The organism is Pseudoalteromonas shioyasakiensis (assembly GCF_019134595.1).
GTDB lineage: Bacteria > Pseudomonadota > Gammaproteobacteria > Enterobacterales > Alteromonadaceae > Pseudoalteromonas > Pseudoalteromonas shioyasakiensis_A.
Map to the genome: position 1 here is coordinate 2,069,022 of NZ_CP077770.1, position 15,714 is coordinate 2,084,735.

The 15,714-nt window shown below is 39.8% G+C and carries 16 protein-coding genes; 8 read left to right on the forward strand and 8 right to left on the reverse strand.

Annotated features, from left to right (window positions below; all coding sequences use genetic code 11):
• The first annotated feature begins 192 nt into the window (after window positions 1-192).
• Complete coding sequence (gene rne, locus KQP93_RS09605; RefSeq protein ID WP_217874191.1) at window positions 193-3,339, forward strand: ribonuclease E; 3,147 nt, start codon at window positions 193-195, stop codon at window positions 3,337-3,339.
• Window positions 3,340-3,397: 58 nt separating this feature from the next.
• Here the strand turns inward: rne and KQP93_RS09610 are convergent, their stop codons facing one another.
• From KQP93_RS09610 to yejK, 4 genes are all read right to left on the reverse strand, one after another.
• Window positions 3,398-4,264 carry a PhzF family phenazine biosynthesis protein gene (locus KQP93_RS09610; protein WP_217874192.1) on the reverse strand — a complete coding sequence of 289 codons (867 nt, stop codon included), beginning with the start codon at window positions 4,262-4,264 and terminating at the stop codon, window positions 3,398-3,400.
• Window positions 4,264-4,776, reverse strand: a complete 513-nt coding sequence (locus KQP93_RS09615) for a GNAT family N-acetyltransferase (RefSeq protein WP_217874193.1) — start codon at window positions 4,774-4,776, stop codon at window positions 4,264-4,266. The genes KQP93_RS09610 and KQP93_RS09615 overlap by 1 nt, the downstream gene beginning before the upstream one ends.
• Window positions 4,777-5,226: a DUF3291 domain-containing protein gene (locus KQP93_RS09620; RefSeq protein ID WP_217874194.1), complete on the reverse strand. Its 450-nt coding sequence runs from the start codon at window positions 5,224-5,226 to the stop codon at window positions 4,777-4,779.
• 194 nt (window positions 5,227-5,420) lie between these two features.
• Window positions 5,421-6,437: a nucleoid-associated protein YejK gene (gene yejK / locus KQP93_RS09625; RefSeq protein WP_054554703.1), complete on the reverse strand. Its 1,017-nt coding sequence runs from the start codon at window positions 6,435-6,437 to the stop codon at window positions 5,421-5,423.
• Between the two features lie 63 nt (window positions 6,438-6,500).
• Between yejK and KQP93_RS09630 the strand changes: the two genes are divergently transcribed.
• From KQP93_RS09630 to KQP93_RS09655, 6 genes are all read left to right on the forward strand, one after another.
• Window positions 6,501-6,713 (forward strand): DUF1414 domain-containing protein, encoded by a 213-nt coding sequence (locus KQP93_RS09630; RefSeq protein WP_217874195.1) that lies wholly within the window; start codon window positions 6,501-6,503, stop codon window positions 6,711-6,713.
• A 5-nt stretch (window positions 6,714-6,718) separates the two neighbouring features.
• On the forward strand, window positions 6,719-8,212 hold the full coding sequence (locus KQP93_RS09635) for a DUF3413 domain-containing protein (protein ID WP_217874196.1): 1,494 nt from the start codon (window positions 6,719-6,721) through the stop codon (window positions 8,210-8,212).
• Window positions 8,213-8,287: 75 nt separating this feature from the next.
• Window positions 8,288-8,767 carry a DUF4124 domain-containing protein gene (locus tag KQP93_RS09640; RefSeq protein WP_217874197.1) on the forward strand — a complete coding sequence of 160 codons (480 nt, stop codon included), beginning with the start codon at window positions 8,288-8,290 and terminating at the stop codon, window positions 8,765-8,767.
• A 91-nt stretch (window positions 8,768-8,858) separates the two neighbouring features.
• Window positions 8,859-10,583 carry a bifunctional isocitrate dehydrogenase kinase/phosphatase gene (gene aceK, locus KQP93_RS09645; protein WP_054554699.1) on the forward strand — a complete coding sequence of 575 codons (1,725 nt, stop codon included), beginning with the start codon at window positions 8,859-8,861 and terminating at the stop codon, window positions 10,581-10,583.
• 16 nt (window positions 10,584-10,599) lie between these two features.
• On the forward strand, window positions 10,600-11,538 hold the full coding sequence (locus KQP93_RS09650) for a LysR family transcriptional regulator (RefSeq protein ID WP_054554698.1): 939 nt from the start codon (window positions 10,600-10,602) through the stop codon (window positions 11,536-11,538).
• A gap of 186 nt (window positions 11,539-11,724) precedes the next feature.
• Window positions 11,725-12,168: a ferritin-like domain-containing protein gene (locus tag KQP93_RS09655; protein ID WP_058584881.1), complete on the forward strand. Its 444-nt coding sequence runs from the start codon at window positions 11,725-11,727 to the stop codon at window positions 12,166-12,168.
• 319 nt (window positions 12,169-12,487) lie between these two features.
• Here KQP93_RS09655 and KQP93_RS09660 read toward each other — a convergent pair whose 3' ends face one another.
• The 4 genes from KQP93_RS09660 to KQP93_RS09675 all read right to left on the reverse strand — a co-directional run bounded on the left by KQP93_RS09660 (window position 12,488) and on the right by KQP93_RS09675 (window position 14,518).
• Entirely contained in the window at window positions 12,488-12,883 is a 396-nt protein-coding gene (locus KQP93_RS09660) for a hypothetical protein (protein ID WP_217874198.1), read from the reverse strand.
• Between the two features lie 194 nt (window positions 12,884-13,077).
• A complete protein-coding gene (locus KQP93_RS09665; protein WP_217874199.1) occupies window positions 13,078-13,275 on the reverse strand; it encodes a hypothetical protein in 198 nt (65 codons plus the stop codon).
• Between the two features lie 221 nt (window positions 13,276-13,496).
• On the reverse strand, window positions 13,497-13,925 hold the full coding sequence (locus tag KQP93_RS09670) for a hypothetical protein (protein ID WP_217874200.1): 429 nt from the start codon (window positions 13,923-13,925) through the stop codon (window positions 13,497-13,499).
• A gap of 197 nt (window positions 13,926-14,122) precedes the next feature.
• A complete protein-coding gene (locus KQP93_RS09675; RefSeq protein ID WP_217874201.1) occupies window positions 14,123-14,518 on the reverse strand; it encodes a hypothetical protein in 396 nt (131 codons plus the stop codon).
• A gap of 616 nt (window positions 14,519-15,134) precedes the next feature.
• Between KQP93_RS09675 and KQP93_RS09680 the strand changes: the two genes are divergently transcribed.
• Window positions 15,135-15,665 carry a hypothetical protein gene (locus KQP93_RS09680; RefSeq protein WP_217874202.1) on the forward strand — a complete coding sequence of 177 codons (531 nt, stop codon included), beginning with the start codon at window positions 15,135-15,137 and terminating at the stop codon, window positions 15,663-15,665.
• Window positions 15,666-15,714: the final 49 nt, after the last annotated feature.

Sequence of the window (15,714 nt, forward strand, 5' to 3'; positions counted from 1 at the left end):
TTGACACCTATAAGAATTTAATAACGTGACAACATGTTATTGTCAGCCACACTTAGTGATGCTCAATGTAAGCTAACAACCTCAGGTTTTGACTTTACCCAGTCGTGAGACTGCACAAAAACAACCGTCAGAAACCACTGAACAGACGATTTTATATCGTCATGTCAGCGACAGAATTAGTAGAGTAACAATATGAAACGTATGCTAATCAATGCGACGCAGCAAGAAGAAATGCGCGTTGCACTGGTTGATGGCCAGCGCCTGTATGATTTAGACATAGAGAGCCCAGGTCACGAACAAAAAAAAGCAAATATTTACAAGGGTAAAATTACCCGTATCGAACCGTCATTAGAAGCTGCCTTTGTTGATTATGGCGCTGAAAGACACGGTTTCCTTCCTCTTAAAGAAATAGCTCGCACCTACTTCCCACAAGGCTATACATTCCAAGGTCGTCCAAATATCCGTGACGTGATCAAAGAAGGCCAAGAAGTCATTGTGCAAGTTGATAAAGAAGAGCGTGGCCAAAAAGGCGCTGCGTTAACGACTTTTATCAGCGTTGCAGGTAGCTATTTAGTACTTATGCCTAACAACCCTCGTGCCGGTGGTATTTCTCGCCGTATCGAAGGTGATGAGCGTACTGAACTTAAAGAAGCACTAAGCCGTTTAGAACTACCTAAAGGTATGGGCTTAATTGTTCGTACTGCAGGTGTTGGTAAATCATTTGAAGAACTAGAGTACGACTTAAAAGCACTACTAGTGCATTGGCAAGCAATTCAGCAAGCTGCTGATAGCGGCCCTGCTCCGTTCTTAATTCACCAAGAAAGTAACGTAATTTTCCGCGCAATCCGTGACTATTTACGTCGTGATATTGGTGAGATTTTAATTGATAAAGCACGTGTATTTGAAGAAGCGAAAGCCCATATTGAGCGTTTTCGTCCAGATTTCATGAGCCGCGTTAAGCTTTATCAGGGCGATGTACCACTGTTCACCCACTACCAAATTGAAAGCCAAATTGAGTCAGCTTTCCAACGTGAAGTTCGCTTACCATCAGGTGGTTCAATTGTAATTGACCCAACTGAAGCGCTTACGTCTATCGATATCAACTCATCTAAAGCCACTAAAGGCGGTGATATCGAAGAAACAGCACTTAATACTAACTTAGAAGCAGCAGACGAAATTGCCCGTCAATTACGTTTACGTGACTTAGGTGGTCTTATTGTTATCGACTTCATCGATATGACACCACCACGCCACCAACGCGAAGTAGAGAATCGTTTAAAAGACGCTGCTCGCCCAGACCGCGCACGTGTACAGATTGGTAAGATCTCACGCTTTGGTCTACTTGAAATGTCTCGTCAGCGCTTACGCCCTTCATTAGGTGAAGCAAGCCAAGGCCCATGTCCTCGTTGTAATGGCCAAGGTACGATTCGTTCTAACGAATCAATTGCATTGTCTATCCTTCGTTTAATCGAAGAAGAAGCAATCAAAGACAACACATCACAAGTAAATGCACAAGTGCCTGTGGCTGTTGCCGCTTACCTATTAAACGAAAAACGTCGTAGTGTTCAACGCATCGAAAAGCGCCATAACGTTGATGTTGTGATCATTCCTAATCAACACATGGAAACGCCACATTACGAAGTAGTTCGCTTACGTAAAGACGAAACAATCGAAACAGTAAGCTACGAGCAAGTTGTTGCTCCTGAGCCAGAAGCATTTGAAATGGCTAAAGCGCCTTCAGCACCAGTTCGTGAAGAGCCGGTTCTTAAAGGTGTTGTTATGCCTACGACACCTGCTCCTCAAGCTGCAGCACCAAAAGTTGAGCAAACAACGCCTGAGGCTAAAAAGTCTGAAGGTGGTTTATTTGCGGCAATTGGTAAGTTCTTCAAGTCGTTATTTAGCAATGCCGAAGAAGAAACTGAAAAAGAGCAAGAAGAGAAAAAAGCAGCACAAAGACGTAGCAATAATCGTCGCAATAACGACAACCGTCGCCGCAGCAACAATCAACGCCGTCGCAACTCGCGCAATAAGCGCCCTGATGATGCACAAGCTAAAGAAGAAAATACAAATGCTTCGAATAAGCCTGAGCAAAAAGAAGGTAACGAGAATCGCAACAAACGTCGCCGTAACTCTAACAACAGAAAACGTAATGAAAAACGTACTGATGATGTAGAGCAAACAAATAAAGACACTGCACCAGAGACTAAGTCTGAGCAACCTAAGGAAACTAAACCTAAGGTTCGTCGTCAACGCCGTAACTTACGCAAAAAAGTTCGCGTAGCAGACGAAAGCGCAGATGAAGCTAATACAGTACAAACTACTGAAACAACTGAGCAAGCACCTAAAGCTGAAAAACCAGCTAAGCCTGCAAAAGAAAAGGTAGCAGTTGAGACAGAACAAGCAGAACAGCCGGTTGCTGAAAAGCAAGTACCTGCAGAACCTGTAAAAGCTGACGCTGAGCCTAAAAAAGCAGAGCAAACTGAATCTGCAGTTGAAACAGCAACTGATGAAGACCAAGCTCAACCACGTACACGCTCTCGTCGTTCACCACGTCATTTACGTGCAGCAGGCCAACGTCGCCGTCGCCCTGAGCATGATGAAAAATCAAGTGATGACAAAGCTGATGCGCCAGCATTTATTCCAGTTGCCGACCAAGCTGCTGCTGAATATGAAGCTGAGCTAAAAGCGAAACAAGCTCAAACTGAAGAACCAGTTAAAACTGAACAGCCAGCTCAAGCTGAAGAAACAGTGAAAACTGAAGAACCAGTGAAAACTGATGAACCAGTGCAAGCTGAAGAACCAGTTAAAGCTGAAGAGCCAGTTAAAACTGAAGAACCAGTACAAGCTGAAGAACCAGTACAAGCTGAAGAACCAGCACAAGCTGAAGAGCCAGTTAAAGCTGAAGAACCAGTTCAAGCTGAAGAACCAGTGCAAGCTGAAGAACCAGTAAAAGCTGAAGAACCAGTTCAAGCTGAAGAACCAGTAAAAGCTGAAGAACCAGTAAAAGCTGAAGAACCAGTTCAAGCTGAGGAACCAGTGAAAGCTGAGGAACCAGTGAAAGCTGAAGAACCAGTAAAAGCTGAAGAGCCAGTGAAAGCTGAGGAACCAGTAAAAGCTGAAGAACCTGCTAAAAATGAAAAAACTGTTTTAGTAAAAGGTTCAGCAAGCGCTGCAATGGCAAAACCTACGCCAGTAGCTGACAGTGAGCCAGAGCCAACACCAGCGGCTATGGCACATGATAAGCGTGTAGCTATTCCAGATAGCGGCCTTCGTGCGGGTTCAATTAAACCTGCTGGCAGAGCCCGTGCTGATATGGCAAAAACCTTAGCGGCTGAATAATTTAGTCGCTTAATAAAAAAGCCGCGTTTATAACGCGGCTTTTTTGTGTGTGATGCTTTTAGATAACAAGCTGTTGAGTACCTAGGTGATTGGCATAGCCGCCTACAAGAACCTTATAAACCCCCTGCTGATCCGAAAATACACTGGCAGAAATATGTGAACTGCACCCCATTGCTCGGCCTTGTTCAAACTTGAAATGGTTTTCTTGCTGTACAAATACATGTTTTGATAAATAGCATGCAAGCGCGCCACTGGCGCTACCGGTTGCTGACTCTTCGGGTATACCAACCAAAGGCGCAAAGTTACGACAACTTGCGGTCAGCTCACTTCGCTCTTCACATAATTCAAAGGCATGCACACCAATCACGTTATGCTGTTGGCAGAACTCGCTAAGCGCCACTTCATCGATAGTGATTTTATCTAAGTAGCCATTCGGCACAGCGACTATAATATCTGGTAAGCCTGTAGTTATTACATCGATTGGCAAGCCTGTTTCTGCCAGCGTTGTTTTATCAAGCCCTAATAAGTCTGCAAGGTCGTCATAAGCAAAGTTGCCTAGGTATTTTGGCAAGGCTTGCTCCATGGTAACTTGACCGTCTTCGGCAATTGTTACGCCTAACAAGCCCGCTTTTGTTCGCTGAGTGTAATAACCAGGTTTTAATAACCCTTGTTCGAAGAGCGTAGCAAACACCGCAAGTGTTGCATGGCCACAAAAATCAACTTCTTCGGTTGTCGTAAAAAATGACACAGCAAAGTCAACTTGATGATCTTGTGCCACAAACGCGGTTTCTGAAAAACCAATTTCTTTTGCAATCGTCAGTTTTTCTGCGTTTGTGAGTTTATCTGCATTCAACACGACACCTGCTGGGTTGCCGCCTGTATTATTTGCACTAAACGAGTTAACTAAAAATGCGGTTATTGTCATTATTGTATGCCTTGGTTTAAGTTAAATTCATAAAACGACATGCCATTTTCCTTAGATGCTTTTTCTTCAAAAGCCAACTTTTTTAAAAGCTTAATCGATGGTGTATTTGACTCATCAACACCAGCAATGAGCTTTTGCCACTGTGACTGAGTACCAGCGAGGTTTATAAACCCCTGCAACAACTCAAATGCAAGGCCTTGCCCCCAGTACTGCTCAGCTAATAAATAACCTATATGAGCATCATGGTTTTCGGTATATATAAATAAAAGCCCAACAACGTCTTGATGTTGAGATTGCAGCATTAATAAGCGGCACTCGTTAAGCATGTTAGCCAACCACTTTTCTGCAGCTGCAATAGAGTCTATCCCCTGAAAATAACCCGGTAAATTCGCAACTACAGCGGGAGTTAATATCGCAGGTAAAGCGTTAACTAAAGTAGTTCGCTTTGACTTTGCTGCATTAGAATTTATTTCAATGACGTTGAGTCTCGGTGTATTAAACGAAAGAGCCATTTAACCTCTTAGATCTTCAGCCGTAAAATTACTTTTAAATGTAAAAGCATGAGGAGTGTCGCCGTTTTCTCGCAGATATTGCAACCTCTCTAATGCCTCTTGAGGGGTTGGAACATGGTTATCTTCAATCCACCATAAAACATAGCTATCTTCTGCTAAGCGATGAAACCATTCACCTTTTCTGCGCATAAAATCTCTGTGATGAGTGCGAAACATAAAGTTTTTAAGATCTTCAACGCTTTCCCATACAGACATATTGATAATCATATTCGGATCATCAAACAATTTAATATTAGTGGCATCGCCTGATTCGTCTTTTAAACGCCATACAAAACCAACACTGTTTTCAGCAACGCCATTTATTAAATCGAGATTATCGACAAAATCTTTTATCTCAGGGGCATCCAATGGGTATTTAGCAAGAGCGATATTCAGTTGGGCAAGTTTCATTTATGACTCTCCTTAGCCATCGGGGAAGTTTGTACCTTGAGTGTATTAAAACTAAGCGATATAGCAATAGCAACATCATTGATATTAGTTAAATTCACCTAATACAATTGTTTCTGAACTAAAAAGCCCAGCAAGTGCTGGGCTATAAACTGTTATCTATCAGCTTATTACTTAAAACTTTAAGCTGAGCCAAATTAACTTTCGTCTTGCTCCATAAAGCGCTGAAGCTGGTCTTTAAGATTAGGTGGAATACCTTTAATCACCAGTGTATCGGTTGCTTCGTTGTACATTACGCGCTCACCTAAGTGTTTACGTTCAAAGCTCACGCTAACACCGCCACCCATGCCTGAGAACTTCACCATGCTAGTGACTGTTTTCTTATCAACAGGGAACGACTCTTCTAAGTCATAGCTTTGCTCTTGGCAGAAGCTTTCAAATGGGCTGTCGTCATTTTTCGATAAGGTTGCAGAAAGCTCTTTAACGTTGGCATCTTCACCTGTCGTTACGCAATCATTACAGTAATCAAAAACTTGCTTACGTAGCTCGTCTTTTTCTGACTTGTCGTATTGTTGCTCAGATAAATAGTCTTCTACAGCACTAAGCATAACTTGGCTTTGCTGTTTAGGATCAATGCCCTCTTCGCAGCCTAAAAAGTCTAAAAAGAAGTCAGCCACTTTACGACCGGCACGACCTTTAATAAACGACACATAGCGGTTATCTTCTGGTTGTGTATCCCACGCAGTTAAATCGACACGTGCAGCTAGTTGCATACGCGAAATATCTAAGTGACGTGATGACGCTAAATCTAGCTCAGAAGTAATTGAGTAATGCTCTTTAATATTGATCATCGCAATTAACAAGAAGTCGCTTGCAACATACTGATAATGGCAAAAAACTAAATAGCCTGTTTCGTTAAAGGCATATTTATTTAACTCTTCTTTTAGTACGTTCGTTGCTTGCTCTGTCATGTGCCAAAAGCCAAGCTCGTCGTTACGGTAGCTTTGCATAGCCGAAGCAACAATGCTGTTTTTCTCGCCGCTAAATGCACAGTAGCCTTTACCAGGCTTACCATTATATGCATGGTGTAGCTGCTCTATAAAAACGGCTACTTTATCGTTAACAACCATCTCATCATTGCGTAAATGAATATCTGTATCGTCATCTTTTTTGTCTACATAATGAACGACTAATTTTTTAACATCTATTGTCATCTTTGTTTTTCACGCCTCTGGTGTTAAAATACGGGAATATAACTCTTTTTATCGAACCAACTGATGCCTATCATATCAAAATATTCTAATGAGCAAGTAGAACAAATCGTTGATCAGCTGATTGATGTACTAACAGAGCACAAAGCGCCTGTTGATTTAAGCCTTATGTGTTTAGGAAATTCTATCACGCATATTTTAAAAGAGCATGTACCATCAGAGAAAAGACAATCTGTTGCCGACAACTTTGCCAAAGCATTAGCACAGTCGGTTAAATAAGATTTATGAATTTATCGCAACAAAGTCAGTTTTCTTCAAAAGTAAGTCAGCTTTTAAGTTGGGGCCATTGGTTCACCTTTGCAAACATAGGTTTAGTGCTATTTATTAGCTTAAGCTACTTAGTTGCAGACAGTGCACCGACAACCTTCATGGGCTATTTATATATGCTCGTGACCTGGTTAAGCCACACCAGCTTTATTACTTTTATTGCCTTTGTTTTAACGATATTTCCATTAAGCTTAGTGTTTCCATACCCTCGGCATATCCGAGGGATGGCAGCCATTATTGCAACCCTCGGCGCGTCTTTCTTAACGCTTGATGCCTATGTTTATTTTAATTTGGGTTATCACTTAAATACGTCTGCTCTACCTGAAATTGTTTCTTTGTTGTGGCACCGTTTAACAAGCTCACCGGCATTAACAACGATTCTTGCGGGCGGCATAGTGCTGCTAATTTTAGCGTTCCAATTATTAGTCAGTAACTACACCTGGCACCACTTGGCGCGCTTAAAACAATATAAATTCCCGCGCTATGCAACCAGCACTATTTTAGTGTGTTTTGCACTTAGCCACAGTATTCATATTTGGGCTGATGCCAATTTAAAGTTTGATATCACTAAACAAGATAATGTATTGCCGTTGTCTTACCCTACAACAGCAAAAAGCTTATTAGCTAAAAACGATTTGCTAGATCTAGAAAGCTACAAAGAAGCGCACGATGTGAGGCTTGACCCACATAATATTAATTACTTAGCACCTACTCCACTTGCAGAGTGTAAAGCTGAGTCGAGTGCGACTATCGATATTTTAGTATTTGAAAATAATGCTGACCTTGAGCAATTTGTTGCCACTGAGCCTGCACTACGTAAAACAGACTTGTTCTTACAGCCAGTAGAAACCGAAGATACGCTATTTAGTTTAGTGTACGGCCTGCCAGCATTTTACAAAGCCCCTATTCTAGACAAACAGCAACTACCTGTGTGGCTTGCTGATAATCGATCAATACAAATTAATGGTTTTGAGCAATTCGAATTTATTAATAACGACGATCAAAACCCTGCGGTTCGCCTTGTACGCGCAGACGCTACAACACAAGCTCGTGAATCTGCCAATGCCGTGTTTGCCTTTAGTCTTGCACAGCAGAGCAATGGTATTGTTACAGCCTCTCGCTTATACAGCTCAGATAAAAAAGTTGTACAAACCGAAGGCCTTATTCAACCAAGTGATATTATCGCCACCAGCGTGGGCCATTACCTTGGTTGTAAAACACTCGCAAAACAAAGCATGTTGGGTAGTAACTTATACAAACGCCATGACGACACCGGTGTTAACTACTCGCAAAATGTATTTATCGCATTTAAAAAAGACAGAATTACTCTGATAGATTCAGACGGTAACTTTAAAAATATTTCAGCAGCGCAAGGCTTTGCAATTGAACAAGGGCTCGATATTCCGTTCTTAGTGCAAAGCATTAAAAAGCTGAAACGATATACGCCCTAGCTCTTATTGATAAATCACTATTTCGAGCTAGCTTTAGATATTAGACACCTTAATTGATTAGGAGACACGGACGTCATGAAAGCCATAATCATATACCTAATATCACTTACACTACTTTGTTTTACCAACACATCACTTGCTGCCACCACAGAATACTATAAATGTGTCACAGACAGAGGCACTATATTTAGTGAGTTCCCCTGTGGTAGCCGTGCAACCAAGCATAAAATTCAAGTAACCGACCCAGACTTACAAGCACCGCAAAACTTTGTTAAAGAGCTCAATGAGCTTGAACGCCAGCAAATTATCAGAAACCTCGAAGCTGAAATTCGCAGCTATAAACACCACTTAGATATTTTAAGCCGTGATCGAGACCGAGCTCAGTACCAGCAAGAACAGCGCTTAAACCGAATTTTGTCTGATAAAGAAGCGAAGCAAATTAATAAAGATATTAAAAAACAGCTAAAAGCAATTAACAAGCAATACGGGCGCGACGTAAAAAGCGTTAATAAAAAACTCGCAAAACTTGAGAAAAAACTCGCTCGCTATAATTAAATGCACTTTACTATTGGGTTTGTAGAATAAATAACATATTCTTAACACCAATAGAGTTATTGCTCTACGTGGGTATAAGTAAGGAGTTTATATGCAGCCACAACACATTGCAGAGTTAATTTTATCTGGGTTTCGCAATCACTATAAACTCTTTCAAGCAATTACAGCGAAAGCACCACTCGCGTTTGCACATCGTGATTGGCAAAAAATAAATGAGATAAGCAAACTCAGAATTAGCCATTACGATGATCGGGTTAACGAAACCATTGCTAAGCTAAAGTCGCTCAACGAACAGCAAATTATTACCTTAGATCAAACCTGCTGGCTCGAAACCAAACAGCTCTATCAGCAATTTTTGCGCTTTCACCCTCAGGCAGAACTCGCCGAAACCTTTTACAACTCTGTTTTTTGTCGTTTATTTCATCGTCGTTATTTTAATAATGACTTTATCTTTGTAAAAGCGACGCTTGCGGATGCCCCTGCACTACCAATGGAAGTTGAATACCGCAGTTACCACCCTGTTGTTGATGGCTTAAGACCCACAATACGCAAAATTATTAATCAGTTTGATTTTAAAGCGCCCTTTGTTGATTTAGAACGCGATATTCGCTTGCTGGTAAAAGCCTTTTATAAACAAGCGCCCGATACACATCACCAAGCATGGCAAATGCGCTTTGATATATTACAAGCCCCGTTTTACCGAAACAAAGCCGCTTATATTGTTGGCCGCGTGGTATCAGAAAGTGGCGTACAGCCATTTATTATTGCGGTGTTACACCATGAAGACAAAGGGCTATACCTTGATGCCCTACTCACCAAATCATCGCAAATGCGGGTTATCTTTGGTTTTGCCCGTGCTTATTTTATGGTTGAAACCCATGCGCCATCAGCGTTAGTACGCTTTTTAAATCAGCTTATGCCGAACAAAACACTGGCAGAGCTATACAATGCAATAGGTTTTCATAAACAAGGTAAGACCGAGTTTTACAGAGAGTTTTTAAGTCATTTAGATCATTCAAACGATCAGCTTGTGATTGCCCCTGGCACACCGGGTATGGTGATGATGGTATTTACCCTGCCTTCGTTTGGTTATGTATTTAAAGTCATTAAAGACACCTTTGGTGAAAGCAAACCCTTTGGCCGCGATACCGTATTAAAACGCTACCAATTAGTAAAAAGCCATGACCGTGTTGGCCGCATGGCCGACACCATAGAGTATTCGAACGTCGTATTTCCACTAGCCCGATTTGATAGTAAATTACTTGCAGAGTTACATAAAACCATTGGCTCTTCGATGATTATTGAAGGCGAATGGTTAATCATCAAGCATTTGTATATAGAAAGACGCATGACACCGTTAAATCTGTATCTTGAAAATGCCAGTGAACAACAAGCGTTTGAAGCAATAGAAGAATATGGCCAAGCTTTAAAAGAAATGATCGCCGTAAATATTTTCCCCGGCGACATGCTGTTGAAAAACTTTGGGGTGAGTAAACATAATCGCATTATTTTTTACGACTATGATGAAGTTCAGTACCTAACAGACATGAACTTTCGCGCCTTACCAAAAGCAAAGTCGTACGATGATTACTTAACCAATGAGCAAAGTTACTCTGTGGCACCACAAGATGTGTTCCCAGAGCAATTATGTACCTTTGTGACAGCAAATCCGGTGTATAAGCAATATTTATTAAGTACACACCCTGAGCTTGAAGATCCAGCCTATTGGCGACAAGCACAATACAATTATAAGCAAGGTGTAGTTAGCCACATTTATCCATACCCTGCTGCACAACGATTTATCCATTATTGGTAAACACCAAGGACACACAATGAATATAAGTAAAATAGATTTAAACTTACTTGTTTACCTAGATACTTTACTAAGGGAGTGTAATGTAACTAAAGCTGCTAACCAGCTAAGCATTACCCAACCTGCCATGAGTAATGGCTTAAAAAGGCTCCGTAATTTATTTAACGACCCTATTTTAGTGCGTACCAGTGAAGGTATGGTACCAACAGAGCGCGCAAAAGAGTTACAGCCGGTGATCCGCGGCATTTTAATGACCCTTGAAGAAACACTTGCACCAAACCGCGAGTTTGAAGCATCACAAAGTAAACGTGTTTTTCGTATCATGGCCAGTGACTACGCAGCAAGCACTCTTGCCCCACGCTTATTAAGTAAATTACACGAAGAAGCACCCGATACCACACTCGATATTTTGACCCCAAGTGATGTCACCTTCCACGATGTTGAAAACGGTAAGGTAGATATGGCTATCAACCGCTTTGAAAACTTACCGCAATCGTTTCACTATAAACAAATTTGGAAAGACAGCTTTTGTTGCCTAGTAAAAGCAGATAACCCAATTATCAAAGACTTCAGCCTCGACAGCTATTTAAAAGCCCGCCATATTTGGGTAAGTAAAACAGGCTTTGGTGTAGGTGTTGGTATGGACCCTAAAGATGTGCAAAAGCTAGGTTGGGTTGATGAGGCGCTCGCTCACTTTGGTAAACACCGTAATATTGCCACCTTTACCCGTAACTACCACGTAGCCATTCACTTAGCGAAAGAACAAAACTTGGTTGCAACGCTGCCTTCAAAAGCCGCAAATATTTATTTAGACGATCCGGGCCTTAAAATTCTTGAGCCGCCTTTCCCTATCCCGCCGTTTGAGCTCGATATGATTTGGAGCCCGCTATTACACCGTGATGCAAGCCATATTTGGTTACGCCAAAAGGTTGCCGAAGTAGCCGACGAGCTTAAGTAAGATTTTACCAACCAGATTGTAATTATTGCTGATAAGCAAAGTGTTAGCTTAGCTTATCAGCAGCACCTCTCCTATTAAAAACCAATAACCACCTGAAATATAATAACTTTATATTCAAGTAATGAACTGGAATATGCTTTGCAAGTATCTAATTGCATTGTTTTTAATATTCAAAAAGAGGTCATTATGAATACTCATCAAGGACAAGACGTTCATCATATTGCAGATATCATTCAAGTTATGAATAGCGGTATCGATTTTTATGAAAAAGCACAGGAAAAAGTAACCGACCCAAGCATAATTGCCTTATTTCAACGCATGATAGATGCGCGTAAAGTAAGTGTTGAGCGCTTACAACCTTATGCTATTAACGAAAATGGCGAGCGCGAAAATGGCTCCGATTTTGCTGTAGAAGCGCGTAAAGCTTATACATCAGTAATCACCAAACTTGGTGCAGATAAAAATGCCACCTATGTTAGCGAGCTTGAAGAAGTTGAAGATAAAACACTAGCAGAGATAAAACACGCGCTTAAAAAGCCACAACCCCATGATTGTGAAGCCGCGCTATCAAAAACCCTGCTGACAATTCAAAGTTGTCATGCTGAAATGAGTAAAATGAAAAAGCATTAAATTGTGAGAGTGCAAAGCCCAGTTAAGCTGGGCTTTTATCTGTTTAAATTTAGATAAGGGTGTGTATCTCACCTGAGAGTTTAACTGTTAGGTTGGAGGTTTATCGTTAGGCAGCTACGTGCATGCCCAAGGCTCTCGTGCCCCATATGACTTAAGTTGTTATATTTCCAGTCAAATACTAGCGACACACGAACAGAGATCCTGCCCCATCGTCTTCATCGTAATTTGGAAACAATCTGATCTAGAATTAATTGAAGTTACCTCACTAAAACATTTAGCAATATGGCGTGTTAAGCATGCCCATAGTCTTGCCTGTTTGTTAACTATTTTTTGTGAAATGTTTTTCTGCAACAACTTTAAGAACGTTGTAACCCATTGTGACAAGATCATCTGTTATTTGGCGAGGATTTTGACCTAAAAAACAAAAGTTGGCTTTCCCAATAATACCAACTCCTGCTGTTGTGATGGATTTTATGTGCAGCCCTCCAACTTTTATTGCTTTACAATCTTTAATACCCTCAGCTGTCGGAGGCTTTCTACCTGACCAATCTATTAATGCAGCTAAGAATAACCTGCTCTCTATTTTATTTTCATGTATATCAATAAGTTTAGAAACTACGACACCACAAGCATATTTCCCATCGCTAAGAGCAATCGGCCAATAATGACCTGGCTCTAGGTACGATGTCGACTTTGGTGTAAACGGATACTTCATAAAGTTAATGCCTTAATGAATAACAAAATTTAGATTTCTTTTATGAGTTTATTAGGTAAAAATGCCTAACTTTGTAAGGGCTTGAACAACTCCCACTTGTATAAAGAAAACTCCAAAAGTAAACAAAAACGACCACATAATAGATATACCTAATACTCTAGAGTAAACAATAGCAACAGCGATATAGGATGCCATTAAACCCAAAAACCACCAATAAGCATCAAGCATAACATTGAAAGAAAAGTTCCTATAAATACTGAAATAGCACAGAGTTTTAATTCGTTACTAGTAGAACCAAAAATTGTAGCTCCAATTTTTACTGGCAGAATTGTTAATGAGAAAAGTACTAAGAAAAACAAAACCATTGATTCAGTTTGAAAATTTAAATCCATTTAAACCTCTTTTAAAATGCCGGAATAACCAGCAAAAAATAGCGATTGAAGAGCACAAGCCTGCTGTTTTGTGCACTTTGTTTAATTTCCTTGTTTGCTACAGGTACCACTTACTTGCCGTGCCACTCACCCAGTTAGGGGAAATGAACTTCAATATCCATAGGCTTAATATTGTCAATTGTGTAGTTACCACGCACAACAGCTATGCATCAATGTGTTTGTTATAGAGACTTTTCAGGTAAGTCACTTATTTTGTATATCACTCGTGGTCCCATACAAAATTTTATTAAACCATCATCTCTTTTCGGAAACTTGTAATAGATGGCTATAGAAGCTTTACCCAACATATTAGTAGCAAGCTGGAAAGTTGAAACTCTATAAGATCTCAACTCGGGTCTTTGATCAAGATCAAATGGTTCATTAACAAATGTGGGAACGGTCAATAAAGGTTGATCAAAATTGCTTTCAAACGAAATTTCAGCTCGAAAAACTTGAGCGTCGCCGTAATCCAAAGGGTAGTAAACTTCTATATGCGATATCTCACCGTAAATACTTTGAGTTTTAAAAGCTGATACCCCACTCGTATTTTCAGTCGAGCAAGCAATGCTAAAAAAGGAAGTTAATGAAAGTAAAAATACTAGAAATCTCACTGTATCTCCTGAAAGTAAAACGCCATTGCAAAAATTTGGTAAACACTATTTATCTTTTTGGCGCTATCACAGTTTCCTAAATGCGCCACTTCTCCGTGAAAACATGGCACCAGCATTTAATAGTTGGCTAAAATAATGAACACAATAAATAAAGCCAACCACTAAAAACACCTCACTACAACGGTTGTTATGTGCGATTACTCAAAACTTACTGAGCTAATTTTAGGCTCTGACTCAAGCTTCGATTTAAAATATAATACACATTCATCAGTCTCTGATATTTTTGCTTTTCCAAAGAGCTTCTCAATGAAAGTACGGCTTTTATCTATTTGTAAAACCCACTCGAGTTCTGACTTTGGATCATCACCTTCTTCAAAGTAAGTTGATGCTCCAAGCATGTATTGACGTCCCTTCCAGTCAATATAGCTATACCAACCCCAATCCTCTTCATCAGGTTCAGTAACGTCAAAATCAGGTTCAATTTCAGATTTAAACCACTTTAAAAGTGATTCACCAAAAATCGGATTAATTGGATTTGTTCGCTCTTTTGAGACGTCAAACTTTGTACTTTTAAAACTTATAGCAATATTCACTATTCTCACCAATACAACGAACTACTACCCGAGGCAAAATAAAAGGCTTATATTAGCAACGAAAGAGTTCAAGCCAAGCATTTCACGTCCTTTTAAGTAACATTTATGTGCACTTATTCACTGTAGCCAAACCAAGATCTATATTTGCAACTATATACCCATACTCTTTCTTCGTTAAATTGTTAGACTTATATTGCTGCTTAGCTAGTTCGTGAGTCCATGCCTTTTCACACAGAGCTAAAGATATAAAAGCTTCGGCTTCTGTATTTTCTATTAATCTTGGTGACGTATGTTGCGAAAGTGAACAACAATCGCGAACTTACCTAAATTAAGTACTTGTAGTTCTTAATGAGTACTGTCGATAGAGTATATAGTCCTCAATGTAATTAAAATACGGAGAGAGTTTTTCATTTACAATCCTTCTAACTGTATATACGTAAAGCTACAATTTAATCACTCGCATAGTCAAGAAACGACCCTTTCGCCCGTTTTATACAGTTAAAAAGCTAGCACTACTAGATTTTTATAACACTAGCAATTAGTTAACAAGTTTGTTAAAAATAAACCAATAAAAAAACGCGCAATTTGCTCGCTATAAACATGTTAGGTGTACTTGGTGTTTACTTCTGAACCAAATTATTCTCAATATACTCATGAGGAATTTTTAGATGTTTTAGAGCATATTGATCGGGATAAATATCATCATAGGTATCAAATTGTACTTAAAGAAATAGACAATAGAAATAAAGGAATCTCTCCGAAAACTGGTTCTAAGTGTAAGTCACCAATAAGTTCTGTTAAAAACGATGATAACGTTGTAATTAAAGCAATAACTAATTTAAGGTTAAATACCTCACGGCTTTTGAAAACTATTTTTCTTTTAGGTTGTATTTTTACTTTCTTGGCATTTGTGTTTACACCACAACCCGAGGGATTCGGTGACTTCGTAGCTTTTATAGTGTTTTTATTTTTAAGCCCATTTTTACTTGTTTATTGCATTCATGCAGTAAAAACTGGAGAAATAGAAATTAAAGCAATAACTGTTAAGCGCAGTGAATCACCCGGTTGTTTTTGGTTAGGTATCGTCACGTATGCAACATTTTCAATTTTTGTTTTGTTTACTCTAATTTGGAATACATACACCTAACAAGGTAAATTAAAAGTGCGGACAAAAACAGTTGGCTTTGTTCGTGCAT

Excerpts from the sequence above, each read along its gene's own strand:
- rne (WP_217874191.1), top strand. The coding sequence starts at position 193 with ATGAAACGTATGCTAATCAATGCGACGCAGCAAGAAGAAATGCGCGTT.
- KQP93_RS09610 (WP_217874192.1), bottom strand. The coding sequence starts at position 4,264 with ATGACAATAACCGCATTTTTAGTTAACTCGTTTAGTGCAAATAATACA.
- KQP93_RS09615 (WP_217874193.1), bottom strand. The coding sequence starts at position 4,776 with ATGGCTCTTTCGTTTAATACACCGAGACTCAACGTCATTGAAATAAAT.
- KQP93_RS09620 (WP_217874194.1), bottom strand. The coding sequence starts at position 5,226 with ATGAAACTTGCCCAACTGAATATCGCTCTTGCTAAATACCCATTGGAT.
- yejK (WP_054554703.1), bottom strand. The coding sequence starts at position 6,437 with ATGACAATAGATGTTAAAAAATTAGTCGTTCATTATGTAGACAAAAAA.
- KQP93_RS09630 (WP_217874195.1), top strand. The coding sequence starts at position 6,501 with ATGCCTATCATATCAAAATATTCTAATGAGCAAGTAGAACAAATCGTT.
- KQP93_RS09635 (WP_217874196.1), top strand. The coding sequence starts at position 6,719 with ATGAATTTATCGCAACAAAGTCAGTTTTCTTCAAAAGTAAGTCAGCTT.
- KQP93_RS09640 (WP_217874197.1), top strand. The coding sequence starts at position 8,288 with ATGAAAGCCATAATCATATACCTAATATCACTTACACTACTTTGTTTT.
- aceK (WP_054554699.1), top strand. The coding sequence starts at position 8,859 with ATGCAGCCACAACACATTGCAGAGTTAATTTTATCTGGGTTTCGCAAT.
- KQP93_RS09650 (WP_054554698.1), top strand. The coding sequence starts at position 10,600 with ATGAATATAAGTAAAATAGATTTAAACTTACTTGTTTACCTAGATACT.
- KQP93_RS09655 (WP_058584881.1), top strand. The coding sequence starts at position 11,725 with ATGAATACTCATCAAGGACAAGACGTTCATCATATTGCAGATATCATT.
- KQP93_RS09660 (WP_217874198.1), bottom strand. The coding sequence starts at position 12,883 with ATGAAGTATCCGTTTACACCAAAGTCGACATCGTACCTAGAGCCAGGT.
- KQP93_RS09665 (WP_217874199.1), bottom strand. The coding sequence starts at position 13,275 with ATGGATTTAAATTTTCAAACTGAATCAATGGTTTTGTTTTTCTTAGTA.